The sequence below is a fragment of the Geodermatophilus sp. SYSU D00867 genome, assembly GCF_054050315.1.
Genome location: NZ_JBJGZC010000005.1, coordinates 90643 through 116068 on the forward strand (window position 1 = coordinate 90643; position 25426 = coordinate 116068).

26 protein-coding genes are annotated in these 25426 nt (G+C 76.4%); 16 read left to right on the forward strand and 10 right to left on the reverse strand.

All coding sequences use genetic code 11. The features are described from left to right. The first annotated feature begins 15 nt into the window (after positions 1-15). The 4 genes from ACI8AK_RS06235 to ACI8AK_RS06250 all read left to right on the forward strand — a co-directional run bounded on the left by ACI8AK_RS06235 (position 16) and on the right by ACI8AK_RS06250 (position 3213). Positions 16-471, forward strand: coding sequence for a TOBE domain-containing protein (locus ACI8AK_RS06235; RefSeq protein WP_456955610.1), 456 nt, complete (start codon positions 16-18; stop codon positions 469-471). 27 nt (positions 472-498) lie between these two features. After that, a complete protein-coding gene (locus ACI8AK_RS06240) occupies positions 499-1080 on the forward strand; it encodes a nucleotidyltransferase family protein (RefSeq protein WP_387991738.1) in 582 nt (193 codons plus the stop codon). Next, positions 1077-1487 (forward strand): molybdenum cofactor biosynthesis protein MoaE, encoded by a 411-nt coding sequence (locus ACI8AK_RS06245; protein WP_387991735.1) that lies wholly within the window; start codon positions 1077-1079, stop codon positions 1485-1487. The genes ACI8AK_RS06240 and ACI8AK_RS06245 overlap by 4 nt, the downstream gene beginning before the upstream one ends. Positions 1488-1629: 142 nt before the next feature. Next, entirely contained in the window at positions 1630-3213 is a 1584-nt protein-coding gene (locus ACI8AK_RS06250; RefSeq protein WP_456902912.1) for a SpoIIE family protein phosphatase, read from the forward strand. 63 nt (positions 3214-3276) lie between these two features. Here the strand turns inward: ACI8AK_RS06250 and ACI8AK_RS06255 are convergent, their stop codons facing one another. The 6 genes from ACI8AK_RS06255 to moaA form a co-directional block, all read right to left on the reverse strand. Beyond that, positions 3277-4671, reverse strand: coding sequence for an FAD-binding oxidoreductase (locus tag ACI8AK_RS06255; protein ID WP_456902911.1), 1395 nt, complete (start codon positions 4669-4671; stop codon positions 3277-3279). Between the two features lie 109 nt (positions 4672-4780). Then, on the reverse strand, positions 4781-4993 hold the full coding sequence (locus ACI8AK_RS06260; RefSeq protein WP_387991726.1) for a hypothetical protein: 213 nt from the start codon (positions 4991-4993) through the stop codon (positions 4781-4783). Then, positions 4990-6054, reverse strand: a complete 1065-nt coding sequence (locus tag ACI8AK_RS06265; RefSeq protein ID WP_456955527.1) for a hemolysin family protein — start codon at positions 6052-6054, stop codon at positions 4990-4992. Before ACI8AK_RS06265 ends, ACI8AK_RS06260 begins: the two co-directional genes overlap by 4 nt. Beyond that, on the reverse strand, positions 6047-7435 hold the full coding sequence (locus ACI8AK_RS06270) for a hemolysin family protein (RefSeq protein WP_387991720.1): 1389 nt from the start codon (positions 7433-7435) through the stop codon (positions 6047-6049). The genes ACI8AK_RS06265 and ACI8AK_RS06270 overlap by 8 nt, the downstream gene beginning before the upstream one ends. Before the next feature lie 69 nt (positions 7436-7504). Continuing rightward, positions 7505-7744 (reverse strand): MoaD/ThiS family protein, encoded by a 240-nt coding sequence (locus ACI8AK_RS06275; protein ID WP_387991718.1) that lies wholly within the window; start codon positions 7742-7744, stop codon positions 7505-7507. 1 nt (position 7745) lies between these two features. After that, positions 7746-8795, reverse strand: a complete 1050-nt coding sequence (gene moaA / locus ACI8AK_RS06280) for a GTP 3',8-cyclase MoaA (protein WP_456955529.1) — start codon at positions 8793-8795, stop codon at positions 7746-7748. 257 nt (positions 8796-9052) lie between these two features. Between moaA and ACI8AK_RS06285 the strand changes: the two genes are divergently transcribed. The 3 genes from ACI8AK_RS06285 to ACI8AK_RS06295 all read left to right on the forward strand — a co-directional run bounded on the left by ACI8AK_RS06285 (position 9053) and on the right by ACI8AK_RS06295 (position 12393). Then, positions 9053-10276 (forward strand): MFS transporter, encoded by a 1224-nt coding sequence (locus tag ACI8AK_RS06285; protein ID WP_456902907.1) that lies wholly within the window; start codon positions 9053-9055, stop codon positions 10274-10276. Next, positions 10273-11454 carry a GNAT family N-acetyltransferase gene (locus tag ACI8AK_RS06290; RefSeq protein WP_456955531.1) on the forward strand — a complete coding sequence of 394 codons (1182 nt, stop codon included), beginning with the start codon at positions 10273-10275 and terminating at the stop codon, positions 11452-11454. Before ACI8AK_RS06285 ends, ACI8AK_RS06290 begins: the two co-directional genes overlap by 4 nt. Before the next feature lie 99 nt (positions 11455-11553). After that, positions 11554-12393: an aldo/keto reductase gene (locus tag ACI8AK_RS06295; RefSeq protein ID WP_387991706.1), complete on the forward strand. Its 840-nt coding sequence runs from the start codon at positions 11554-11556 to the stop codon at positions 12391-12393. An 85-nt stretch (positions 12394-12478) separates the two neighbouring features. Here ACI8AK_RS06295 and ACI8AK_RS06300 read toward each other — a convergent pair whose 3' ends face one another. Then, positions 12479-13288, reverse strand: a complete 810-nt coding sequence (locus ACI8AK_RS06300) for a DUF3097 domain-containing protein (RefSeq protein ID WP_456955533.1) — start codon at positions 13286-13288, stop codon at positions 12479-12481. A 350-nt stretch (positions 13289-13638) separates the two neighbouring features. Here ACI8AK_RS06300 and ACI8AK_RS06305 point away from each other — a divergent pair, with 350 nt between their 5' ends. The 8 genes from ACI8AK_RS06305 (at position 13639) to ACI8AK_RS06340 (ending at position 21457) form a co-directional block, all read left to right on the forward strand. Continuing rightward, positions 13639-14634 carry a PRC and DUF2382 domain-containing protein gene (locus ACI8AK_RS06305; protein WP_456955534.1) on the forward strand — a complete coding sequence of 332 codons (996 nt, stop codon included), beginning with the start codon at positions 13639-13641 and terminating at the stop codon, positions 14632-14634. A gap of 160 nt (positions 14635-14794) precedes the next feature. Then, the gene (locus ACI8AK_RS06310; RefSeq protein WP_387991697.1) at positions 14795-15709 is read left to right on the forward strand and encodes an AAA family ATPase; all 915 of its coding nucleotides are present in this window, start codon (positions 14795-14797) and stop codon (positions 15707-15709) included. Positions 15710-15785: 76 nt separating this feature from the next. Beyond that, a complete protein-coding gene (locus ACI8AK_RS06315; RefSeq protein WP_387991694.1) occupies positions 15786-16877 on the forward strand; it encodes a vWA domain-containing protein in 1092 nt (363 codons plus the stop codon). Further along, positions 16870-17991 (forward strand): XdhC family protein, encoded by a 1122-nt coding sequence (locus ACI8AK_RS06320; RefSeq protein WP_456955536.1) that lies wholly within the window; start codon positions 16870-16872, stop codon positions 17989-17991. Before ACI8AK_RS06315 ends, ACI8AK_RS06320 begins: the two co-directional genes overlap by 8 nt. Before the next feature lie 39 nt (positions 17992-18030). Then, complete coding sequence (locus ACI8AK_RS06325) at positions 18031-18297, forward strand: helix-turn-helix domain-containing protein (protein ID WP_387991689.1); 267 nt, start codon at positions 18031-18033, stop codon at positions 18295-18297. Next, positions 18294-18959, forward strand: coding sequence for an ATP-dependent Clp protease proteolytic subunit (locus ACI8AK_RS06330; protein WP_456955537.1), 666 nt, complete (start codon positions 18294-18296; stop codon positions 18957-18959). The genes ACI8AK_RS06325 and ACI8AK_RS06330 overlap by 4 nt, the downstream gene beginning before the upstream one ends. 41 nt (positions 18960-19000) lie before the next feature. After that, positions 19001-19549 (forward strand): MOSC domain-containing protein, encoded by a 549-nt coding sequence (locus tag ACI8AK_RS06335; RefSeq protein WP_456955539.1) that lies wholly within the window; start codon positions 19001-19003, stop codon positions 19547-19549. A gap of 39 nt (positions 19550-19588) precedes the next feature. Then, on the forward strand, positions 19589-21457 hold the full coding sequence (locus tag ACI8AK_RS06340; RefSeq protein ID WP_456955540.1) for an AAA family ATPase: 1869 nt from the start codon (positions 19589-19591) through the stop codon (positions 21455-21457). A gap of 210 nt (positions 21458-21667) precedes the next feature. Here ACI8AK_RS06340 and ACI8AK_RS06345 read toward each other — a convergent pair whose 3' ends face one another. From ACI8AK_RS06345 to ACI8AK_RS06355, 3 genes are all read right to left on the reverse strand, one after another. Then, on the reverse strand, positions 21668-22795 hold the full coding sequence (locus ACI8AK_RS06345; protein WP_456950253.1) for an NDMA-dependent alcohol dehydrogenase: 1128 nt from the start codon (positions 22793-22795) through the stop codon (positions 21668-21670). 137 nt (positions 22796-22932) lie between these two features. Further along, positions 22933-23097, reverse strand: a complete 165-nt coding sequence (locus ACI8AK_RS06350) for a hypothetical protein (protein WP_456955542.1) — start codon at positions 23095-23097, stop codon at positions 22933-22935. An 11-nt stretch (positions 23098-23108) separates the two neighbouring features. Next, positions 23109-23903: a class E sortase gene (locus tag ACI8AK_RS06355; protein ID WP_456955544.1), complete on the reverse strand. Its 795-nt coding sequence runs from the start codon at positions 23901-23903 to the stop codon at positions 23109-23111. A 53-nt stretch (positions 23904-23956) separates the two neighbouring features. On the opposite strand from ACI8AK_RS06355, the gene ACI8AK_RS06360 reads away from it, so the two are divergent. Continuing rightward, the gene (locus ACI8AK_RS06360) at positions 23957-25417 is read left to right on the forward strand and encodes a bifunctional 3-(3-hydroxy-phenyl)propionate/3-hydroxycinnamic acid hydroxylase (protein WP_456955546.1); all 1461 of its coding nucleotides are present in this window, start codon (positions 23957-23959) and stop codon (positions 25415-25417) included. Positions 25418-25426: the final 9 nt, after the last annotated feature.

Sequence of the window (25426 nt, forward strand, 5' to 3'; positions counted from 1 at the left end):
GACCCGGTGGACGCCATGGCGCTGGCCGACCGGGTCGTGGTGGTCGAGGACGGCCGGGTGGTGCAGGCCGGGACGCCCTCCGACGTCAGCCGGCACCCCCGCACCGACTACGTCGCGCGGCTGGTCGGGCTGTCCCTGCTGCCGGGCACGGGGGAGGGGACGACGGTGCGCCTCGACGGCGGTGGCGTGGTGGCGGTGGCCGAGGAGACCGCGGGGCCGGTGTTCGTCGCCGTCCGCCCGGAGTCGGTGGCGCTCTACCCGGTCCGGCCCGAGGGCAGCCCCCGCAACGTCTGGCCGGCGCGGGTGGCCGGGGCGACGCCGCACGGCGCCACGGTGCGCTGCGAGCTCGACGGCGAGGTGCCGCTGGTCGCCGACGTCACCGCGACCGCCTTCGCCGAGCTCGGGCTGGCGCCGGGGTCGCCGGTGTGGGCGGTGGTCAAGGCCTCCGAGGTCGCCGTCTACGCGCGCTGAGACCGGACGCGCTGACAGGCTGGGGTCATGACGACGGTCGCCGGGCTGGTCCTCGCCGCGGGCGGGGGGCGGCGCTACGGCATGCCCAAGGCGCTGGTCGAGTACGGCGGCAGCCTGCTGGTCGAGCGGGCGGTGCGCACGGCCCGCGCGGTGTGCGACCCGGTGCTCGTCGTCCTGGGTGCCCGTGCGGTCGACGTGTGGCGGACTGCCGACCTCACCGGCGCGACCGTGCTGGCCAACCGCGACTGGGAGACCGGCATGGCCTCGAGCCTGCGCACCGGCCTCGACGGCCTGCGCGGCTGGCCCGGGAGGGTCGACGCCGCCCTGGTCACGCTGGTGGACGTGCCGGGGATGACGCCGGAGGCGCTGCGCGCCGTCGCCGCGCACGCGCACCCCGGCGCGCTGGCGGTCGCCGCCTACGACGGCGTCCGCGGGCACCCGGTGCTGCTGGGGCGCGACCACTGGGCCGGGGTGGCGGCGACGGCGACCGGTGACGAGGGCGCCCGCCGCTACCTGGCCGCGCACCCGGTCACCGAGGTCGACTGCACGGGCCTGGCGGACCCGGGGGACCTCGACGTGCCGCCGGGCGGGGTAGCTTCGGCGCCGTGATCGCCCGGGTCGTCGACGAGCCGCTGTCGGTCGCCGAGCACGAGCAGGCCGTGGCCGACGCGGGTGCCGGCGCCGTCGTCTCCTTCTCCGGTGTCGTCCGGGACACCGACGGCGGCCGGTCGGTGACCGAGCTGGAGTACGTCGGCCACCCCACCGCCGCGCAGGTCATCACCGAGCTCGCCGAGGAGTTCGCCGCCCGCCCGGGGATCCGCGCGGTCGCCGTCTCCCACCGGGTCGGCCTGCTGGGCATCGGCGACGTCGCGCTGGCCTGCGCGGTCAGCTCGGCCCACCGCGGGGAGGCCTTCACCGCCTGCGCCGAGCTCGTCGACGAGGTGAAGAAGCGGCTGCCGATCTGGAAGCGCCAGGTCTTCACCGACGGCGACGAGGAGTGGGTCGCCTGCCCCTGAGGCAGGTCGCGTCCCGGTACCGGTGCGGCCCGGCTGCTTGACCGGCCGGGACGCGCGTGGCACAACGATGCCCACTCCAAGGGTGGGGTGGGGCTTGCCCTGGTGTGCCCGCGCACAGCGGCCGGACGACAGCGAGGTGCCCGTGCCCGCGCCGGAGCGCGACCCCGTCCTCGAGGCGATGCCCCTGGGCTACATCGCCGTCGACGCCGACTGGCGGGTCACCTACGTCAACGTCCACGGCGAGGCCGTGGTCGGCCGGACGCGGGAGCAGCTCGTGGGCAGCTGCTTCTGGGCGTCCTTCCCCGCCCACCGGGACGACGAGTTCGGCCGGGTCTACCGCGAGGCGATGGCCACCGGCACCCCGCGGAGCGTCGAGGCCTACCACCCCGAGCCGCTCGACGGCTGGTTCGAGGTGCGCGCCGTCCCGCTGCCGACCGGCCTGGCCCTGTACTTCTCCGAGGTCACCGCCCGCCGGACCGCGCAGGACCGGCTCGCGCTGCTGGCCCGCGTCGGCTCCGAGCTGACCGGCACGCTGGAGCTCGCCGAGGCGGTCCGCCGGATCCCGCGGCTGGTCGTGCCGGAGCTGGGCGAGGCCTGCCTGCTCACCGTCCTCGACGACGACGGCCGCCCCCGCGACCTCGGGTCCTGGCACGGCGACCCCGCCCGCCGCGAGCTGCTGGCCCGCTACGCCGCCGTCCGGCTGCCCGGGATGCCCGCCGCCGCCCCGGTGGTCCGCGCGCTGGCGGGGGAGACGGTGGCCTCCGACGGCGCCGCGGTGCTCGCCGCGATCGAGGACGAGGAGGCCGCCCGGCTCTACCGCGGGCTGGGCGCGCCCGCCGTGCTCGCCGTCCCGCTGCCCGGCCGGGACCGGGTGATCGGCGCGCTGACCTTCCTCGCCGCCGAGAGCCGCAGCGCCGCCCGGGTGGACCCGCTCACCGCCCGCGAGGTCGCGGGCCGGGTGGGCCTGGCGCTGGACAACGTCCGGCTGTTCGCCCGCCAGCACCAGCTCGCCGAGGCGCTGCAGCGCAGTCTGCTCACCGACCCGCGCGGGTCCGGGCTCGGGGCGGTCGAGGTGCGGTACACCCCGGCGGCGGAGGCGGCGCGGGTCGGCGGCGACTGGTACGACGCCTTCGTCCAGCCCGGCGGGGCGACGACGCTGGTCATCGGCGACGTCGTCGGGCACGACACCGCCGCGGCGGCCGCTATGGGGCAGCTGCGCTCGCTGCTGCGCGGCATCGCCGCCTACAGCGACGCCGGCCCCGCCGAGGTGCTGCGCGGGCTGGACGAGGCGATGGCCACCCTCGGCGTGGACACCTACGCCACCGCCGCCGTCGCCCGTTTCGAGCGGCTGCCGGGAGAGGGCGCGGCGACGCGGATGTGCTGGTCCAGCGCCGGCCACCTGCCGCCGCTGGTGCTCGACCCGTCGGGCCGGCCGGTCGAGCTGCCCCCGCCCCCCGGCGACCTGCTGCTCGGCGTCGACCCGGCCGGCGCCCGCGGCGAGAGCGCCGTGGTCCTCGAGCCCGGCTCCACGGTGCTGCTGTTCACCGACGGGCTGGTCGAGCGGCGCGGCCTCGACCTCGACGCCGGGCTGGCCCGGCTGACCGGGGCCGTCACCGAGCTCGCCGGGCGGCCGCTCGACGAGCTGTGCGACGAGGTGATCGAGCGGCTCGTGCACGGCCGGCCCGAGGACGACGTCGCGCTGGTCGCCCTGCGTCTCGGGAGCTGAGGACCCCCGCCACCCCGCTGCCGGACGGCGCCGTGCCGGACGGCCGAGTGCCCGGGCCGGGGCTCAGCCCGGCGGGATGTTGTGGTTGACGTGGAAGAGGTTCCCGGGGTCGTAGCGCCGCTTCACGTCGACGAGCCGCCGGTACTTGGCCGCACCGAAGACCCTGCGCGGGTCGAACCCGCGGTGCCCCGCCGGCTCGGCGCCCTGGAAGTTGACGTACTGGCCCCCGGTGGCGAACGGCTCCATGTCCGTGGCCAGGCCCCGGACGAACGCGGTCCGGGCGTCGTCGTCGGCCGGGTCGCTCCAGAACCCGTAGACGTTGAGCCAGAACCGGGCGGCCCGGTTGGGGAACGGCGTCGCCTCCTCGGGCACGCGTCCGAACGCACCGCCGAGGTGGTGGACGTCGAAGGCGGTGCCGGTCCAGGTCTGCTCCGACGCGCGGCGGACCAGCACGTCGGCCACCGCGGCGTCGAGCCGGTCGAACGAGGTGTTGCGCCAGTAGGCCCGGACGCCGTCGGGGAACAGGGCGTCGAACGCGGACTGCCACTCGACCCACCGCACCGCGCCGAGCTCCTCCTCGTCCGGCGGGGCGAGCGCGCGCAGCCGCTCGGCGTGGGCCTCCCCGGCCGCGTGGTCGGCCGAGGCCCACGCGAACCCGACCAGCAGGAGCGGCTCGTCGCCCAGCCCCGCGACGGGCGGCGGGGTCAACGACGTCGAGATCGCCGTCATCTCGTCCGGCAGGTCGCGCGTCCACCTCTCCATCGCGGCCCACGCCTGGGGCCAGCGGTCCTGCCGGTAGAGGAAGTTGCCGGCGAACACCCGCGGTCCGAGCGGCCGGGCCCGGAAGGTGAAGGAGGTGACCACGCCGAAGTTGCCGCCACCGCCGTGGAGCGCCCAGAAGAGGTCGGGGTGCTCGGTGTCGCCGGCCGTGATCCGCTGCCCGTCGGCGGTGACCAGCTCGACGGACACCAGGTTGTCGGCGGCCAGCCCGTACGGCCGGGTCAGCCAGCCCACCCCTCCGCCGAGGGTGAGCCCCGCGATGCCGGTACCGGACACGACGCCGACCGGCACGACGAGCCCGTGCGGCTCCGTGGCCGCGTCGACGTGGGCCAGCGTGGCGCCCGCCTCGACGCGCACGGTCCCCGCCGCCGGGTCGACCGACACGGCGTGCAGGCCGCCGAGGTCGAGCACGACCCCGCCGTCCACGCTGCTGGTGCCGGCGACGTTGTGCCCCCCTCCGCGCACGGCCAGGTCGAGGGCGTGCTCCCGGGCGTAGCCGATGGTGGGCGCGACGTCCTCCACGCCGGCGGCCCGCACCACGGCCCAGGGACGACGGTCGATCATGCCGTTCCACACCGCGCGGGCCTCGTCGTAGCCGGGGTCGTGCTCCCCGACCACGGTGCCCGACACGCGGGCACGGAGGTCGTCCAGCTCGGGGCGCAGCCGTGTCGTCGTCATGGGTAGCCCCCATCCGGGTCCGCCCCCGCTGGCCGCCATGCTTCGCCCGGGGGCGGACACCGGTCAAGACGCACGGGCCGGCGGACGGGGCGCCGGACGGTGCTCCCGCTCAGCCGGCGGTGGAGCCGCCCTCGTCGGTCGGGCGGGTGCGCCTGTGCGCGGCCTCCTCGGCGCGCTCCTCCTCCAGCTCCGCCTCGCCCTCCAGCCGGTGGGCCTCGCCGGCCACCTGCGCGGCGGCGTCGCCGTGCGACTGGCCGTAGACCTCCTCGGCCCGCCCGAGCAGCTCCTCGGCCTTGGCCTTCGCCTTCTCGATGAAGCTCATCGCGCTCCCGTCCTCTCGGCGTTCCGGTGTGCGGAGTCCCGGTGTGCAGCATCCCGGATCTCGCCGACGAGCTCCTCCAGGATGTCCTCGAGCGCGACGACGCCGGCGACGCGGCCGCCCTCGGTGACCGCGGCGAACTGGGCGCGACCGGCCTGCATGACGCCCAGCGTGCGGCGCAGGTCGTCCTCGGCGGCCACCCGGGGCAGCGGCCGGGTGATGTCCTTGACCCGCGGCTCCGGCGCGCCGTCGGCGGCCAGCACGTCCTTGACGTGGACGTAGCCGAGCAGCCGGTCGCCGACGGCCACCGGGAAGCGGGAGAAGCCGGTGGCGGCCGCGGCGCGCTCCACGGCGGCGACGTCGTCGTCCGGCGCGACGACGGTCAGCGCGGCCCGCGGGATGAGCACCGAGCGGGTGTCGCGCTCCTCCAGCTGCAGCGCGCCGGTGAGCAGCTCGTGGCCGCGCTCGTCGAGCAGGCCGCCGGCGCGGGACTCGTCGATCAGGCCGGCGACCTCGTCGCGGGTGAAGGCGCTGGTCACCTCGTCCCTGGGCTGGACGCGCAGCAGCCGCAGCACCCCGTTGGCCAGCGCGTTGAGCGAGACGATCACCGGCTTGAGCACCGTGACCACGCCGGACAGCAGCGGGGCGAGGACCAGCGCGGCCCGGTCGGGGCCGGCCAGCGCCAGGTTCTTCGGCACCATCTCGCCGATCACCACGTGCAGCGCGACGACGACGGTCAACGCGATCACGAACGAGATCGGGTGCACCAGCGCCTCGGGCACCGACAGCGCCTCGAACACCGGCTCGAGCAGGTGCGCCACCGCGGGCTCGCCGATGGCGCCCAGCCCCAGCGAGCAGACGGTGATGCCCAGCTGCGCGCCGGCCATCATCAGCGACACGCGCTCCATCGCGGCCAGCGTGGTGCGGGCGCGGCGGGAGCCCGCCTCGGCCAGCGGCTCGATCGAGGAGCGGCGCGCGGAGATGAGCGCGAACTCCGCGCCGACGAAGAACGCGTTGGCGAGCAGCAGCACGACGGCGACCAGCACGCCGACCCAGTCACCCACGGTCGTCCTCCTCGTCGTCGCCGGTGGTGGCCGGCAGGCCGCCGACGACGGCCCGCTCGACGCGGGTGCCGTCGACCCGCTCGACCTGCACCCACACGCCGGCCGGGAGCCCCTCGGCCTCGGCGGCCAGCTCCGGCGGCAGGGCGGGCCGCGCCTCGATCCGGTCCCCGACCTCGGGGATCCGGCCGAGCACGTGCAGCACCAGGCCGCCGAGGGTCTCCCAGTGCCGGTCGGCGGGCACGGCCAGGCCGGTCGCGGCGGCCACCTCGTCGGGCCGCAGCAGCCCGGACACCGACCAGGTGCCGTCGCCGCGGTCGACGACGTCGTCGCCGGTCTCCTGGTCGTGCTCGTCGGTGAGGTCGCCGACGATCTCCTCCACGAGGTCCTCGACGGTCACCACGCCGTCGGTGCCGCCGTACTCGTCGACGACGACGGCCATCTGCAGCCCGCCGCGGCGCAGGTCGCCGAGCAGGTCGTCCAGCCGCCGGGAGGTGGGGACGAACAGCGGCGGCAGCATGACCGCCGAGACCGGGGTGTCGGCCCGCCGGTCGCGGGCGACGGCGAGGGCGTGTTTCACGTGGACCATCCCGACGACGTCGTCGACGCCGCCGTCGGCGACCACCGGGAACCGGGAGTGCCCCGAGTCGCGCGCGGCGGTGAGCACCTCGGCCACGGGGGCGTCGGCGGGGACGGTGGTCATGCGGGTGCGCGGCGTGGCCGCGTCGCTGGCGCGCAGCTCGCCGAAGGCCAGCCCGCGCTCGAGCATCACCGCGGTCTCGGCGGGCAGGGTGCCCTGCCGGCCCGAGCGGCGGACCAGCGAGGTCAGCTCCTCCGGCGAGCGGGCCGAGGCCAGCTCCTCCTGTGGCTCCACGCCGAACAGCCGGCGCAGCATCGCGTTGGCCCAGCCGTTGAGGAACCGGATGACCAGCGACGTCGCCTTCGTGAAGCCGCGCTGGAAGCCGGCGACGGCGCGGGCGGTGTGCAGCGGCTGGCTGATCGCCACGTTCTTGGGCACCAGCTCGCCGAACACCATGGTCAACACGGTGGCCAGGACCAGGGCGAGGGTGATCGACACCGACCGGGCCGCGGCGCCGGACAGGCCGGCCGACTCCAGCGGCCCGCGCAGCAGCGCGGCGATGGAGGGCTCGGCGACGAAGCCGATGGCCAGGTTGGTGACGGTGATGCCGAGCTGGGCGCCGGAGAGCTGGGTCGACAGCGTCCGCAGCGCGGCGAGGACGCCCGCCGACCCGCGGACGCCGGCCTCGGTCTCGCGCTCGACGGTGGCCCGGTCGACGGTCACCAGCGCGAACTCGAAGGCCACGAAGCCGGCGCAGGCGAGGACCAGCAGGACGCCGACGAGGACCAGCAGCCACTCGATCACGGAGCGACCTCGGTGGCGGGGGAGGGCAGGGGACGGCTCGTATGGTGAGGCTGGCTCACGAGGGGGCGGTCATCCTCCGGCGAAGGGGGGCAGCACGTCCACGACCGCCCCGGGCGACAGCTCCAACGCGCGGTCGCGCGTCTGCGTTCCGTCGACCAGGAAGGAGCAGGCGGTGAGCACCCGTTCGAGGCGCTCGCCGTGGGCGTCGACGATCCGGCCGACCAGCTCCTGGAGCGTGCCGGCCTCGCAGGTCTCGGTGTCCACGCCGGCCGCGGCGCGGGCGCCGGCGAAGTAGCGGACGGTCACCATCTCAGCCGCCGATGGCCGACATCGGCCGGGACGGCTGCAGGAAGCTCGGGTCGTCGATGCCGTGGCCGGGCAGCTTGGCCAGGGTGGCGATCCGCCAGCGGTCGGCGAGCTCGGCGTCGGTGGCGCCCTCGCGCATCGCCGTCCGCAGGTCGGACTCCTCGCGGGCGAACAGGCAGTTGCGGACCTGGCCGTCGGCGGTGAGCCGGGTGCGGTCGCAGGTGCCGCAGAAGGAGCGGGTGACCGAGGCGATCACGCCGACGGTGGCCGGGCCGCCGTCGACCAGCCACCGCTCGGCCGGCGCCGAGCCGCGCTCCTCGGTGTCGGGCGTGAGGTCGTGTGCGGCCGAGAGCCGCTCGAGGACGTCCTCCGCGGTGACCATCTCGCTGCGGGTCCAGGCGTGGTGCGCGTCGAGCGGCATCTGCTCGATGAACCGCAGCTGGTAGCCGCGCTCGAGGCAGAAGTCGAGCAGCGGGACGGCGTCGGCCTCGTTCATGCCGCGCAGCAGGACCGCGTTGACCTTGACCGGGGTGAGCCCGGCGTCCTGGGCGGCCTGCAGCCCGGCCAGGACGTCGTCGAGCCGGTCGCGGTGGGTGAGGGCCTTGAACCGCTCGCGGTCGAGGGTGTCGAGGCTGACGTTGATCCGGTCCAGCCCCGCCGCGGCGAGCGCGGGGGCGACGCGGGCCAGCCCGATGCCGTTGGTGGTGAGGCTGACCTCCGGGCGCGGCGCGAGTGCCGTCGTGGCCTCGACGATGCCGACCAGGCCCGGGCGCAGCAGCGGCTCGCCACCGGTGAAGCGGACCTCGCGGACGCCCAGCTGCTCGACGCCGATGCGGACCAGCCGGACGACCTCGTCGTCGGTGAGCTGCTCGACCTTGGGCAGCCACTGCAGCCCCTCGGGCGGCATGCAGTAGGTGCAGCGCAGGTTGCAGCGGTCGGTGAGCGAGACCCGCAGGTCGGTGGCGACCCGGCCGTGCCGGTCGACCAGCCCGCCGGTGCCCGGGACGCCGTCGGCCGGACGGGTCCAGGGGTCGGGGAGCGGGGTCGCACTCACGCTGGCGAATGTAGTGCGCAACGGCGATCACGTCCCCCGTCCCGCGACAGGAACCGGCCGGCCCCCGCATCCGCGGAGCCGATCGCCGGGCCCGGGCCGCTGGTGCGGAGGCCGAGGTTGCAGCCGGGTTGCCGGCGGGCGGGCAGGCGGAAACCGGGACGACGACGTCGGTGCCCGTTGTTACGGTCGGGGCGCCACCCGAGAGTCCGGCGGGCAGTCCCGCACTCGCCTGTGGCCAGGAAGCGCGAGAAGAGCCCGTGTCACCCCGCACGCTGTTCGGCCCCTACGGCCGCCTGTTCACCGTCCCCGGAGCCGTCTGGTTCTCCCTCGCCGGGTGGGTCGCGCGGCTCCCGCTGCCGATGCTCGGCCTGGGCGCGGTGCTGCTGGTCGAGGGCGAGTCCGGCAGCTACGGCCTGGCCGGCGCCGTCTCCGGGACCCTCGCCCTCGCGGCCGCGGTCGGCGGGCCGCAGTGGGCCCGCGCCATGGACCGCCGCGGCCAGGGGCGGGTCCTGCAGGCGGCGATGGCCGCCTACCTCGCCACCGGGCTGGCGTTCGTCGGCGTCGTCGTCGCCGACGGGCCGCGCTGGGCGTGGTTCGCCCTCGCCGGGCTGACCGGGGCGAGCCTGCCCAACATCGGCGCGCTGGTCCGCGCCCGGTGGGCGGCCGCGCTGGAGGACGCCGAGCGCCGGCAGACCGCCTTCGCCTTCGAGTCCGTCGTCGACGAGGTCGTCTTCGTCGTCGGCCCGCCGCTGGTGACCGTGCTCGGCACGATGGTCGCCCCGGCCGCCGGCTTCACCACCGGCATCGTGCTGGGCACCGTCGGCGGGCTGTGGCTGGCGCGGCAGCGCGCCACCGAGCCCACCGCGACGCCCGCGCCGTCCGCCGGCGGGCGGCACCGGCCGGCCGCGCTGAACGCGGCGGTGCTGCTGGTCTGCGCGACCTACCTGGGCGTGGGGACCGTGTTCGGCGCGATGGACGTCGTCGTCGTGGGCTTCGCCGAGGAGCAGGGCGCGCCCGCGCTGGCCGGGCTGGCGCTCGCGCTCTACGCCGGCGGCAGCCTGGTCGCCGGGCTCGCCTACGGGGTGGCGCGGCTGCGCGGCACGCTGGCCACCCGGTTCCTCGCGACGGCGGTCTTCTTCGGCCTGGCCGCGCAGGGGCTGTGGGCGGTGGCCTCGCTGCCGCTGCTGGTCGGCGCCGGGTTCCTCGCCGGGCTCGCCGTCGCGCCGGTGCTGGTGTCCGGGACGTCGCTGGCCGAGTCCCGGGTGCCGCGGGCGGCGCTCACCGAGGCGCTGGCCTGGACCAACACCGGCCTGACGCTGGGCGTCACCGCCGGCTCGGCGCTGGCCGGCGCGGCGGTGGACGCGTGGGGCGCCCGGGCGGCCTTCGCCGTCCCCGCGCTGGCCGCGGCCGGCGCGGCCGGGCTCGCGCTGCTCGGCGCGCCGCTGCTGCGCCGCCCGGCGCTCGAGCCGGTGGCGGCGTGAGCGTCACCGTGCGGCCGCTGGCCGACGACGAGCTCCCCGCCGCCTGGGAGCTGGGCCGCCTGGCCTTCGGCGGGCCGGCCGCTGCGCCGGAGTGGGTGCTGCGGCCGGTCGAGGGGCTGGTGCGGCTGGGCGCGTTCGACGCCCGCGGCCGGCTGGTCGGCAAGGCCACCGACACCGGTCACCGGCAGTGGTGGGGCGGCCGGGAGGTGGCCACGGTGGACGTCGGCGGCGTCGCTGTCCTGCCCGAGTACCGGGGCGCGGGGGTGGCCCGCGCGCTGCTCACCGACCTGCTCGCCCGCGGTCACGAGCGCGGTGCCGCGGTCAGCGCGCTGTTCCCGACCGTGTCGGCGGTGTACCGGAACCTCGGGTGGGAGGTCGTGGGCGCCCTGCAGCGGGTGGACCTGGACACCGCCTCGCTGCCGTCCGCGCCCGTGCCGGGCGTGCAGGTGCGGCCCGGCGGGCCGGCCGACCTGCCCGTCGTCGACGGGCTGTACGAGACCCTCGCCCGCCCGCGCACCGGGCTGCTCACCCGGCGCGGGGGCGTCTTCGACCTGCCGCACGAGGGCCCCTGGCCCGACGGGGTGGACGGGCTCACGGTGGTCGAGCAGGACGGCGTCCCGACCGGGGCCCTCGTGTACGGGCGCGGGCGCGGCTACGGCCCCGAGGCGCTGCTCACCGTCCACGACGCGGTGGCGGTCACCGCCGACGCCGCGCGGGCGCTGGTCGGGGTGCTGGCCGGGTGGCGGACCGTGACCCGCACCGTCCGCCTGCCCCTGCTCGCCGGCGACGCGATCGCCGGGGCGCTGCCGCTGGAGCGCTCGCCGGCCGGTCCCGGGGTGGCGTTCATGCACCGACCGGTCGACGTGGTCCGCGCGGTCGCCGACCGCGGCTGGCCCGGGCACGTCCGCGGACGGGTGGCGTTCACGCTGCTCGACCCCCTCGTGCCCGGCAACGCCGGTCCCTGGGAGCTCGAGCTCGCCGACGGCGCCGGGGAGCTGCGCCGCGCGGACCGCGAGCCGGGGCTCGTCCTGGCGGTGCGCGGGTTCGCCCAGCTGTACTGCGGCGTCACCAGCGGCCGGGCCGCGGCGCTGGCCGGGCTCGTGACCGGCCCGGACGACCCGTCCGCGCTGGACCTGCTCGCCTCCGGGCCGCCGGTCGGCCTGCTCGACTACTTCTGACACGGGTTGAGCGCCGGGCTGCCGGGTAGGCGGGGGGCCGGTGTTCCGTGCCCACGCGAGTGCGCGGCGCCGCAACCGTCATCAGCGAGAGGAGCCCCCGTGGCCACCGTGCCCGCGATCCGACTCAACAACGGCGTCGAGATCCCCCAGTTGGGGTTCGGCGTCTACCAGGTCCCGCCGGACCGGACCGTCGAGGCGGTCCGCACCGCACTCGAGGTCGGCTACCGGCACATCGACACCGCCGAGATGTACGGCAACGAGAAGGAGGTCGGCCAGGCCGTCCGCGAGTCGGGCATCGACCGGTCCGAGGTCTTCGTCACCAGCAAGCTCAACAACGGCTTCCACCGCCGCGGGGACGCCCTGAAGGCCTTCGACCAGACGCTCGACGACCTCGGCTTCGACTACCTGGACCTGTTCCTGATCCACTGGCCGCTGCCGACCATCGACGTCGACTACGTCGAGACGTGGAAGGCCATGGAGGAGATCTACGCCGGGGGGAAGTGCCGCGCGGTCGGCGTCTCCAACTTCAACCCGCACCACCTGCGCCGGCTGTTCGGCGAGACCGAGGTGCGCCCGGCGGTCAACCAGATCGAGGTGCACCCCTACCTCACCAACGACGAGGTCCGCGCCTTCGACGCCGAGCACGAGATCGTCACCGAGGCCTGGTCGCCGATCGCGCAGGGCAAGGTCCTCGACGACCCGGCGATCGTCGCGATCGCGGAGAAGCTGGACCGCACGCCCGCCCAGGTCGTGCTGCGGTGGCACGTGCAGCGCGGCGACGTCGTCTTCCCGAAGTCGGTGACCCGCGCGCGGGTCGAGGAGAACTTCGCGCTGTTCGACTTCGAGCTCGACGAGGGCCAGATGGCCACCGTCACCGGCCTCGACCGCGGCGAGCGCACCGGCCCCGACCCGGACACGTTCGACTACGTGCCCGGCTGATCCCTCGCCTGCCCCCACCGCTCGCGGCCCTCCTGCAGGGGCCCGCCGCGAGCCTGCGAGCGGTGGGGGGCAGGAGGGTCCTTCCTCAGTCCGTCGTGACGAAGTCGATGAGCTCCTCGACGCGGCCGATCAGCGCGGGCTCGAGGTCGGTCCAGGTCCGCACGCGGGCCAGGATGCGCTGGGCCCACACGTAGCCGGTGTCGTCCTCCCAGTCCAGGCGGCGGCAGACGCCGGTCTTCCAGTCCTCGCCCCTCGGGACCTCCGGCCAGGCGCGGATGCCGACGACGGAGGGCTTGACCGCCTGCCAGACGTCGACGAACGGGTGGCCGACGACGAGCGCGTGCTGCCCGGTCACCTGCTCGGCGATCCGCGACTCCTTCGACCCGCGCACCAGGTGGTCGACCAGCACGCCGAGCCGCCGGCCCTGCCCGGGACGGAACTCGCGGACGATGCCGGGCAGGTCGTCGACGCCGTGCAGCGGCTCCACGACGACGCCCTCGATGCGCAGGTCGTGGCCCCACACCTTCTCGACCAGCTCGGCGTCGTGCTTGCCCTCGACGTAGATGCGGCCCTCGCGGGCGACGCGGGCGCGCGCACCGGCCACGTAGGTCGAGCCCGAGGCGCTGCGGGTCGGCGTCACCGGGCCCTTCGGCGTCGGGCGCACGAGCACCACCGGACGGCCGTCGACCCAGAAGCCGGGGCCGAGCGGGTAGGTGCGGACCTTCCCGAACCGGTCCTCGAGGTGGACGACGTCCTTCTCGCAGCGCACGACGGCGCCGACGAACCCCGAGCTGGGGTCCTCGACGACGAGGTCGCGTTCGGCGGCCACCTGTGGCGGCGGCTTCTTGACCGTGCGGGGGTGCACCAGGTTGTCGTAGGGGGAACGCGGCGGCACGGGTCCCAGGAGAGCCGATGACCGCGGATGAGGCCCGCAGACGCGCCGAGCGGGCCGTGTGTGAGGAAGGCCGCGACACGCCCGAGGTCGTGCCGATCGCGGAACGTCACGGGACGTCGCGATCGGTCGACGACGCGCCAGCTCATCGGAACACCGCGGTGACCAGCGGAAACGGCCGTCCCGCCGCCGGGGCCGCTCGGGCGGGGCGGTGCACGCTCAGCCACCGAAGCGTGGCACTCGATCTCCGTCGTTTCGCCGCGCCGAGCCCGGTCACCCATCTAACCGACCGTCACACCACAGCTCAGATGGGAGCGAGAGCGACGATGATCAGCACCGACACCATCAGCCGCGTGATCGGACAGGACGTCTACGACGAGGCCGGCGAGAAGATCGGCTCGGCCTCCGAGGTCTACCTCGACGACGAGACCGGTCAGCCGGAGTGGGCCACGGTGCGCACCGGGCTGTTCGGCACCAAGGAGTCCTTCGTCCCGCTGCGGGACGCCGACCTGACCAACGACGGCCTGCGCGTACGCGTCAGCAAGGCCCAGGTCAAGGACGCCCCGAAGATCGACACCGACGGGCACCTGTCCCCGCAGGAGGAGCAGGAGCTGTACCGGTACTACGGCCTCGGCTTCGGCTCGGGCACGCAGACCACGACGCAGACCACGGCGCAGACCACCTCGCAGACCACGACGGACGTCGGCACCGCCGGCACCTACTCGCTGGACCAGGACCGGTCGCAGCAGGATCTGACGACGGCCGGCACCGGCACCGTCGGGATGGCGACCGACCGTGACCGCGACGGCGTGCGCGACGACCTCGAGACCCGCGGCACCGTGGGTCACGACGTCTCCGGCCCGACGACCGACAACGCCATGACCCGCTCCGAGGAGCACCTCGACGTGGGCACCCAGCGCGTCGAGGCCGGCCGGGCGCGGCTGCGGAAGTACGTCGTCACGGAGAACGTGAGCCAGACCGTCCCCGTCTCCCACGAGGAGGTGCGGGTCGAGCGCGAGCCCATCACCGACGCCAACATCGGCAACGCGATGGACGGGCCGGCCATCTCCGAGGAGGAGCACGAGGTCGTCCTGCACGCCGAGCGCCCCGTCGTGTCCAAGGAGGCCACGCCGGTCGAGCGCGTCCGCCTCGACACCCAGACGGTGACCGAGCAGGAGACCGTCTCCGACCAGGTGCGCCGCGAGGAGATCGAGGTCGACGGCGGCACCACGGGCGTCGCCGGCACCACGACCGGGACGACCACCGGCACCACCGGGGACGACCGCGGCCTCGTGCAGAAGGCCAAGGACGCCCTGGACCGCGACAACGACGGCAAGATCGGTCGCTGAACCGGTAACAGCACCACGGCCCGGTCCTGACCGGGCGCACCAGACGGCGGTGGCCGGCCGGAGACGACGACTCCCGGCCGGCCACCGTGGCGTCTGCAACGGTTGCGGGCACCGGGGCCGCGGCGTGTCGCCCGCCTGCGCAGGTGGGATGCTCGGCGGCGTGACCGAGACCACGACCGAGCTCCCCGGGACCGACGCCCTGCCCGGCGGACCCGACGAGCTGGCCGCGGCGCTCCGCTCGACCGGCTACCTCCCCGACGAGGGCCTGGCCACCGCCGCCTACCTGGCGCTGGTCATGCGCCGCCCGCTGTTCCTCGAGGGCGAGGCCGGCGTCGGCAAGACCGCCCTGGCCCGGGCGCTGGCCGAGGTCACCGGCCGCCCGCTGTACCGCCTGCAGTGCTACGAGGGCCTGGAGGCCAGCCAGGCGCTCTACGACTGGGACTTCGGCCGCCAGCTGCTGCACCTGCGCGCCGCCGAGGCCGCGCACGCCACCGGCGACACCGAGGCGCTCGAGGCCTCGCTCTACGACCGCCGGTTCCTGCTCGCCCGCCCCCTGCTGCAGGCGCTGGAGGACTCCCCGAGCGTGCTGCTGGTCGACGAGGTCGACCGCGCCGACGACGAGTTCGAGGCCTTCCTGCTCGAGGTGCTGTCGGACTTCACCATCTCCATCCCGGAGCTCGGCACCGTGCGCGCCGAGGTGCCGCCACTGGTGGTGCTGACCTCCAACCGCACCCGCGAGGTGCACGACGCGCTCAAGCGCCGCTGCCTCTACCACTGGCTGCAGCACCCCGACTTCGACCGCGAGGTCGCCATCCTGCGCGCCCGGCTGCCCGAGGTCACCGAGCAGCTGGCCCGCGAGGTGGCCCGGGCGACCGGGAAGCTGCGGACGCTGGACCTGCTCAAGCCGCCGGGCGTCGCCGAGGCGATGGACTGGGCCACCGCGCTGCACGCCCTCGGCGCCCGCGACCTGGACCCCGACCTCGCCGCCCGCACCCTCGGCGCGGTGCTCAAGTACCGCGAGGACACCGACCGGGTGCACGCGCTGGCCCGCGGAGCGCTGTTCGGTGGCGGGTGAAGGACCCCGTCCCCCTCACGCCTCGCACGCTCGGCGCGAGCCTCCGGACGGGGCCGTTCCAGCACGTCACCACGTCGTGGCCACCGTCCTGGGGTTCGCCCGGACGCTGCGCGCCGCCGGGGTGGCCGCCTCCCCGGACCGGGTCGAGGCGATGCTGTCGGCGGTGGCGGTGCTCGACGTCCTCGACGCCACCGCCGTCTACTGGGCCGGGCGGCTGACGCTGTGCTCGGGTCCGGACGACCTCGACCGCTACGACGCCGCGTTCGCCGCGTACTTCGGCGGCGAGGTCCCCCGCCGGTCGACGCCGGCGACGAGCGCGCCGCCCAGGACCGCCGCCACCGCGCCTCTGGAGCAGGGCGGCGGTCCCGGTGAGGAGGGCGAGGCGCCCTCGGACCTCGCCGTCGCCGCCTCGGCCGAGGAGGTGCTGCGGCACCGCGACGTCGCCGACCTGACGCCGGCCGAGCGCGAGCACCTGCGGCGGCTGTTCGCGCTGGTCCGCCCCGCGGCGCCCATGCGCCCGGCCCGCCGCCGCCGGCCTGCCCCGCACGGCGCGGTGCACCCGGCGCGCACGGTGCGGCGGGCGCTGCGCGACGGCGGCGAGGTCACCCGGCTGCTGCACCGGCGGGCCCGGCCGCGGCCGCGGCGGGTGGTGCTGCTGGTCGACGTCTCCGGCTCGATGAGCCCCTACGCCGACGCGCTGCTGCGCTTCGCCCACGCCGCGGTGCGCGCCCGGCCGGCCTCGACCGAGGTGTTCACCATCGGCACCCGGCTGACCCGGGTGACCCGCGAGATGCGGCTGCGCGACCCCGACCGGGCGCTGGCGGCCAGCGGCGGCGCGATCCCCGACTGGTCCGGCGGCACGCGGCTGGGCGAGGTGCTCAAGGCGTTCCTGGACCGGTGGGGGCAGCGCGGGACCGCCCGCGGCGCCGTCGTCGTGGTGTGCAGCGACGGGTGGGAGCGGGGCAGCCCCGACCTGCTGCGCGAGCAGATGGCGCGGCTGCGCCGGCTCGCGCACGCCGTCGTCTGGGTGAACCCGCACAAGGGCCGGGCCGGCTACGAGCCGCTGACCGGTGGGATGCAGGCGGCGCTGCCGTCGGTCGACGCGTTCGTGTCCGGCCACAGCCTGGCCGCCTTCGAGGAGCTTTCAGGGGTGATCTCGCGTGCGTGAGGTGCTGGACGACCTGGTCGGCTGGTGGCAGGCCGGCGAGACGGTCGGGATGGGGACGGTGGTCGCCACCTGGCGGTCCGCGCCGCGGCCGGCCGGGGCGGCCATGCTGGTCGGTCCCGACGGGACGGCGGTCGGCAGCGTGTCCGGCGGCTGCGTCGAGGGGGCGGTGTACGAGGAGGCGCGGGACGTCGTCGAGTCCGGCGTCCCGACGCTGGAGCGCTACGGCGTCAGCGACGACGACGCGTTCGCCGTCGGGCTGACCTGCGGCGGGATCCTCGACGTGTTCGTCGAGCCGGTCTCGCGCGAGTCGTTCCCCGAGCTGGGGGAGATCGCCGAGTCGGTGGGCCGGCACGAGCCGGTCGCCGTCGTCACCTGCGTGCGCGGGCCCGAGGACCGCATCGGCCGGCGGCTGGTGCTCTGGCCCGACCGGTCCTCCGGCACGCTCGGCCTGCAGCGCCTCGACGACGCCGTCGCCGACGACGCCCGCGGCATGCTCGCCGCCGGCCGCACCGGCACGCTGACCTACGGCCACGATGGCGAGCGGCGCGGCGACGAGCTGACGCTGTTCGTCTCCTCCTTCGCCCCGCCGGCGCGGATGGTCGTGTTCGGCGCCATCGACTTCGCGGCCGCCGTCGCCCGCGTCGGGGCGTTCCTCGGCTACCGGGTGACCGTGTGCGACGCCCGGCCGGTGTTCGCCACCGCCCGCCGCTTCCCCGACGCGCACGAGGTCGTCGTCGAGTGGCCGCACCGCTACCTGCAGGCCGAGGTCGACGCCGGGCGCATCGACGAGCGCACCGTGCTGTGCGTGCTCACCCACGACCCGAAGTTCGACATCCCGCTGCTGGAGGTGGCGCTGCGGCTGCCGGTGGCCTACGTGGGCGCGATGGGCTCGCGGCGCACGCACGACGAGCGGCTCGAGCGGCTGCGCGAGGCGGGGCTGTCCGAGGCCGAGCTGGCCCGGCTGTCCTCGCCGATCGGCCTGGACCTGGGGGCCCGCACCCCCGAGGAGACCGCCGTCTCGATCGCCGCGGAGATCATCGCCGGGCGCTGGGGCGGCACGGGCGAGCGGCTGAGCGGCACCGCGGGGCCGATCCACCACACCGCCGAGCGCTGAGGGTCGTGGACATAGCGGAAGGGGTATACCGTTCCTGGTATGCCGCCGCCGCGCCGCAGCCGCTTCCCCGGCCTGGAGGACCGGGGTGAGCGCCGGCGCGGGCTGATCGAGGAGCTGGTCCGGCTGCGCCGGGAGAGCGAGCTGAGCCAGACGCAGGTCGCGGCGCGCATGGGGACGTCGCAGTCCGCCGTCGCCCGCCTGGAGAGCGGGGAGCTGGACGCGCGGCTGTCGACGCTGGAGCGCTACGCGGCCGCCCTGGGCCGCACCGTCGACTGGCAGGTCCGCACGTCCGAGGAGTTCCCGTGACCCGTCCCCCAGGCACCTGGCCACCCCTCCCGCCGGAGCCCCCGTTCCCGCTGCCGCCGCCCGACTCCCCGCGCAGCCCGTGGCAGCCGCCGCCCCGGCCGCCCGCCGTCCCCGGGCAGGGCGCGACGACGATGTCCGTCGTCGTCGGCTCGCCCGACTGGCTGGCCGAGCGGCTGGTCGAGCACCGCATGGTGACGCTGTCCGGCGAGCTCGACGCCGACGCGGTCAACCGGGCGGTCGCCGAGCTGGCGCTGCTCGACGCCGACGGCGACGGCCCGGTGCAGCTGCGGCTGTCGGGTGTGAGCGCCGACCTGGACGCCGCCCTGGTCCTCGTCGACGCGATCGACCTCATGGGCGCGCCGGTGCACGTCACCTGCCTCGGCACGATCACCGGCGCCGCGGTCGCCGTGCTCGCGGTGGCCGACCGGCGCACCGCCGGGACCCACGCCCTGTTCCAGCTGACCGGGCCGCGGGCGCCGGGCAGCGGCCTCGGCCGGGACGTCGAGGCCCTCGCCGCCGAGCACGCCCGGCGGCTGCGCCGGCTGCAGGAGCGGCTGGCCGGGGCCACCGGTCGCGACGTCGAGCAGGTCGCCGCCGACATGCGCGCCGGCCGGCTGCTGTCGGCGGAGGAGGCCCGGGAGTACGGGCTGGTCGACCGCTGAACGTCGACCCGCTGGACGCCGACCGCCCGTACGCCTACGACGTGGAGGTGGTGGGGCTGCTCCTCTCGCCGGTGCACCGGTACGACGGGCGGCCCGGCGGCGTCGTCCCGCCGCAGGACGGCGACCGGGTCGAGCGGGTGGAGGTGCGCGCCGGGCACGGCATCGTCGGCGACCGCTACGCCGGCCGGCCCGCGCACCGCGACGCCGCCGTCACCGTGCTCGCCGCCGAGTCGGTCGAGGCGCTGGCCGCCGAGCTCGGCGCCGGCCCGCTGGACCCGCTGCTCGCCCGGCGCAACGTCGTCCTGCGCGGCGCCGAGGTGGAGGCCCTGCGCGGCGCGGTGTTCGCCCTCGACTGCGGGGAGGGTGTCGTCGTCCTGCGCGGCGGGCGGCCGGCCAACCCGTGCGCCTGGCTGGACACCGTGCTCGCGCCCGGCGCGCACCGGGGGATGCGCGGCCGCGGCGGGGTCCGCTGCGCCCCGCTGACCGACGGCGTCCTGCGGCTCGGTCCCGCCGTCCTCACCAGCGCCGTCCCGCTCGACCCGGCCCGCGCCGGGGAGGCCCGCCGCGTGCTGCCGCGGCCCCGTCCGTAACCTGCCTCACAGCCACCGCCGTGCTCAGAGGGGAGCCGCGTGACGCCGACCGTGCCGCACCCGGTCATCGGGCTGCGCCGCGAGCGCGAGGTGCTCACCGTCGCGCTGCGCACCAACCGGCACGTCGTCCTCGAGGGCCCGCCGGGCACCGGCAAGTCGACGCTGCTGCGGGCCGTCGCCGCCGAGGCCGGCCAGGAGGTCGTGTTCGTCGAGGGCAACGCCGAGCTGACGCCGGCCCGGCTGATCGGCCAGTACGACCCGGCCGCCGTCCTGGCCGAGGGGTACGTGCCCGGCAGCTTCACCGACGGGCCGCTGCTGACGGCCATGCGCGGCTCGGGGCTGCTGTACCTCGAGGAGCTCAACCGGATCCCCGAGGAGACGCTCAACGTCCTCATCACGGTGCTCACCGAGGGCGAGATCACCGTGCCGCGGCTCGGCCACGTGCGGGCGGCCGCCGGCTTCCGGCTGATCGCGGCGATGAACCCGTTCGACGCCATCGGCACCGCCCGCGTCGGGCAGGCGATCGCCGACCGCATGTGCCGCGTCGTCCTCGGCTACCAGGACGCCGCCGCGGAGCGGGCCATCGTCGCCGCGGTGACGGGCGCGCCGCCGTCGCTGATCGGGCTCGCCGTCCGGCTGGTACGGGCCTCGCGGGTGCACCGCGACGTCCGGATGGGCTCGTCGGTGCGCGGCGCCACGGACCTGGTGCTGCTGCTCGGCGGGCTGCTGGACGTGCGCGGGCAGTCCGGGCTGGGGGCCGACGGCGCTCGCGAGACCACCCGCGACGCCGCGCACGCCGCCCTGTCGGGCCGCATCCGGGTCGCCGAGGGCGTCGAGCGCACCCCCGAGGCGGTCGTCGACGAGATCCTCGACGGAGTCTGGCCGCCGGACGGGCCCCCACCGCCGGACGAGGAGGAGCCCTCCGCTCCCGCCGAGGGGGGTGGCGAGGGAAAAGCCGGAGGCCCGCCGGAGTCCCCGGCGGGCGCTGACCCCTCGTCCTCCCCGCGCCGCGACCGCCGCGGCGGGGGCGCCCGCCGGCAGACCAGCCGCCGCGAGATGGCCGCCCGCCACGACGCGTTCGAGGAGGTCAGCCCGGAGGTCGGCGAGCTCGACGAGGAGGCCTTCGCCGAGCTGATGGCCCAGGACGCCGACGCCGCGGCCGCGCTGCTCACCGACCTGGCCGCGGCCACCGACCGCGAGCTGCGCGCCGCCGCCCGGCGCCTGGCCGGCCGCGTGTTCGTGCAGGTCGGCCGGGTGGGGTGCTCCCGCGCGCCCGGCACCCGGCGGCTGGTGCCCGACCGGCACGGCGACGGCGACCTGGACCTCGACCGCACGCTCGACCGCTGGGACGTCGGGACGCCGCTGCAGCCCGGCGACCTGGTCACGCGGCGGTGGACCGGGCACCGGCGCGCGGTGTGCCTCGCCGTCGACACGTCCGGCTCGATGACCGGGCTCGGCGTGGCGATCGCGGCGGTGGCGGCGGCCGGCGTCGTGCTGACCGGCGACGAGCGGCTGCGGACCAGCCTCATCACCTTCGGCCGGGACGTCGACGTCGTGCAGCGCCAGGGGCAGCGGCGGGCGGCGGAGGACGTCGTCACCCACCTGCTGGGCCTGCGCGGGCACGGGATGACCGACGTCGCCGGCGCGCTGCGGGCGGCCCGGCTGCAGCTGGCTGCCGAGGTCGCCGACGAGCGCGTGGTCGTGCTGCTGTCGGACTGCCTGCACACCACCGGCGACCCGCCCGAGACCGCGCTCGCGGGCATCGACCGGCTGCACGTGCTCTGCCCGCTGCCCACCCCCGAGGCGGAGACGGCGGCGCGCTCGCTGGCCGTGCGGGGTGCGGGGACGGCGCAGATGGTGCGCACCGTCCGCGACCTCGGCCCCGCCCTCACCCGCCTGCTGGGCTGAGCGCGGCCGCGCGCCGGTCGACCACCGGATGCGCGCACGGTCGCCCGGCGTGTCCGCCCGTGTCGCGTGCCCGCAGACGACGATCACCGGGACCTGCGGGACGGGGCCCGGCCCCCGAGCGCGGACGACGGCCACCAGACGGGTGTGCGGGCCGGGCCGCGGCGGCGCTCCCCGTGCCCGCCGCGGACGCCGGCGGGCACGGGGACCGGATCAGCGGTCGGAGTCGCCGTAGACGACCATCCCGCGGATGTTCTTGCCGTCGCGCATGTCCTGGTAGCCCTGGTTGATGTCCTCGAGCTTGTACTTCGTGGTGGCCAGCTCGTCGAGCTTGAGCTGGCCCTCCTGGTAGAGGCTGAGCAGCTCGGGGATCGCCGCCCGCGGGGCCAGGCCGCCGAAGATGGCGCCCTGCAGGTCCTTCTGCAGCAGGGTGAGCTCGAACAGGCTGAGCTTGACGTCGGTGTTCGCGGCGTTGCCCATGCCGGTGACGACGGCGCGGCCGCCCTTGCCGGTGAGGCTGAGCGCGGTCTGGATGTCCTCGCCCTGGATGTCGCCGACCGTGATGATCGTCTTGTCCGCCATCCGGCCCCAGGTCAGCTCGTTGACCTTCTCGGTGGCCTCCTCGGCCGACTCGAACACGTGCGTGGCGCCGAGGTCCATCGCCCACTCGCGCTTCTTCGCCACCGGCTCGATGACCATGACCCGCTTCGCGCCGGCCGCCGCCGCGCCCTGGACGGCGTTCATGCCGACGCCGCCGGCGCCCATGACGACGACGTTCTCGCCCGGCCGCACGTCCGCGACCCTGGTGGCCGAGCCCCAGCCGGTGGTGACGCCGCAGCCGACCAGCGCGGCGATCTCCAGCGGGATGTCGGGCTCGATCTTCACGACCGACGCCTGGTGCACGGTGATGTACGGCGAGAACGTGCCGAGCAGGCACATCGGGATGACGTCCTGGCCGCGCGCCTGGATGCGGTAGCTGCCGTCGGAGATCGAGGTGCCGGCCAGCAGGTTGGCGCCGAGGTCGCAGAGGTTCTGCATGCCCTTGGAACACGGCGGGCACTGGCCGCAGGCGGGGATGAAGGCCGTGACGACGTGGTCGCCCTCCTGCAGGCCCGTCACACCGGGGCCGACCTTCGTGACGACGCCGGAGCCCTCGTGCCCGCCGATGACCGGGTAGAACGCGACCGGGGTGCCGCCGGTGACGAGGTGCTCGTCGCTGTGGCACAGCCCGGAGGCGGCCAGCTGGACCTGGACCTCGCCCTCCTTCGGGTCACCCAGCTCGATCTCCTCGATCGACCACTCCTCGCCGACGCCCCACAGGATCGCGCCCTTGGTCTTCACCCGGTGTCCTCTCGGTCCGGCCCGCCGTCGTCGGCGGGCAGCCTGGTGGGCGCACCCCGCTGGAGTGTGCGCCGGGCCACAGACTCACCGCGGCACCGGGTGCCGTCAAGGGGCCGCAACGGACTGCAACGTCCCGCTCAGCGGCCCGGGTCGACGGTCACCGCGGTGAACGGCAGGTGCGGCTCCACCCAGGGGAAGACGACGAACAGCAGCAGCGCCGCCGCGGCGAGCGCGAGCAGCAGGGACAGCCCGGATCGGGTCGCCGTCCCCCCGGGCAGGTGCCGCCAGATCCAGCGGTACACGCGGGTCCTCCTCAGCCCTCGGTCAGGGCCGGCGGCCCGTCGGGTGCGTCCGCCCGGGTCACGCCCGGGCCGTCGAGGACGGCGTGCACGACCAGCCGCTGCCGCGCCGAGTACCGCGGGTGGCAGGTGGTGATCGTCAGGTAGGACCCGGCGGGCGCGGCGTCGGCGGCGCCCCCGGGGACCGGGGCGATGACGTCGACGTCGGCCGGCGTCACGATCCGCTGTCCGGGGACGCCGTTGGGGTCCTGCGCCGTCAGGTCCCCGGAGGCGTCGCCGAGCACGCGGTAGGTGAACCACCCGTCGGCCACCTCGACGACGACCGGGTCGCCCGGCCGTAGCCGGTCCAGGTCGAGGAACGGCGAGCCCCGGCCCACCCGGTGCCCGGCGAGCGCGACGTTGCCGGGCGCCCCGGGCATCGCCGTCCCGGCGTAGTGGCCGGGCCCCTGGGACAGCTGGTCCTCGCTGGTCCCCTCGAGGACGACGCGCGACCAGTCCGCGCCCAGCCGGGGGACGTGCAGCACCGCGAACGGCTCGCCCACCGGGACCTGCGCGGGGACGGTGGGCACCCCGGAGGCGGGCGGCTCGGCGGACCACTCCGTCCGCAGCCGGTCGGAGAGCCGGTCCTGGTCGCGCGCGGAGAACAGGTCGGTCACCCACAGCTCGTAGACCACGAACAGCAGCAGCACGACGCCGGCGGTGACCAGCGTCTGCCCCAGCCCGCCGACCAGGGTGCGCCGGCGGTCCCCGCGCGTCCGGCCGGACCGGCGCCGCGCGGCCGGCGGCGCGGGGGCGTCTGTCGGGGCCATCGCCGGGCCACTGTGCCAGCCCGGACCCGGCGCGGTCGGCGACACTGGGCGGCGTGTCGTCGCAGCCGGTCATCCCGCCTGTCGTGGTGGTCGGCGCCGGGCCGGTGGGCACGACCGCCGCGCTGCTGCTCGCCCGGCGCGGCCTGCCCGTCCTGCTGCTCGACCGCCAGCCCCGCCCGTACGGGCTGCCGCGCGCGGTGCACCTCGACGACGAGGCGCTGCGGGTGCTGGCCGACGCCGGCGTCGTCGAGGCGTTCCTGGAGGTCAGCCGGCCGATGGCGGGGCTGCGGCTGCTCGACGCGCGGCACCGCACGCTCGCCGAGTTCCGCCGCGCCGGGGACGCCGGGCGGCACGGCTGGCCCCAGGCGTCGATGTTCCACCAGCCCGACCTGGAGCGGCTGTTGCGCGCCGCGGTGCGCGACACCCCGGGCATCGAGCTGCGCGGCGGCGAGGAGGTCGTCGGGCTCGCGGAGGCGGACCGCTCCGTCACGGTGGCCGTGCTGGAGCGGGCCACGGGGCGGCGTCGCGACGTCGTCGCCTCGGCCGTGCTCGGGTGCGACGGGGCGAACAGCACCGTCCGGGGCCTGGTGGGCGCGCGGATGGTCGACCTCGGCCGGCCCGACCGTTGGCTGGTCGTGGACCTGCGCGCGCGGGTGCCGCTGCCGGTGTGGCCGGGCGTGCACCAGGTGTGCGACCCGGACCGCGCGGCGACGTTCATGCCGGTCAGCGGGGACCGCTACCGCTTCGAGGCGCGGCTGCGGCCCGGCGAGACGGCCGCGGACCTCACCGGCGCCGCGCTGCCCGCCCTGCTCGCGCCGTTCGGGGCGCAGGACGCCGAGGTGGTCCGCGCGGCCGAGTACGTCTACCGGGCGCAGGTGGCCGACCGCTGGCGGCGCGGCCGCGTGCTGCTGGCCGGGGACGCCGCCCACCTCACCCCGCCGTTCGTCGGCCAGGGCCTGGGGCTCGGCCTGCGCGACGTGCACCAGCTGTCCTGGAAGGTGGCCGCCGTCGTCACCGGCGCCGCGGGTGAGGAGCTGCTCGACACCCACCGCGCCGAGCGGGAGCCGCACGCCCGGGCGCTGGTCCGGCTCGCGGCGGTGGTCGGGCGGCTGATGACCGGCGGGGGAGCGGGCGCGGTGCCGGTGCGGCGGGCGGTGCTGGCCGCGGTCGCGGGCGTGCCGGCGCTGGCTGCCTACGCCACGGACAGCCGCACGCCCGCGCTGCGCGCCGGGCCGCTGGTCGAGCGGCGCGGCCCGGCCGGTCGGCGGCTGGCCGGGACCCTCGTGCCGCGGGCGCGCGTCCGCGCCGGCGGGCGGGAGTGCCGGCTCGACGACGTCCTGGGCGCCGGCACCGCGGTCGTGGCGCTGGCGGCGCCGGGGCGCGTGGCGGTCACCGCGGCGGGCCGGCGCGCCGAGCTCGACGACGTCGACGGCGCGCTCACCGCGTGGCTGCGGGCGGGACGGGCCCGCTTCGCCGTCGTCCGGCCCGACCGGGTGGTGCGAGCCGCGGGGTGAGTGGGTAGC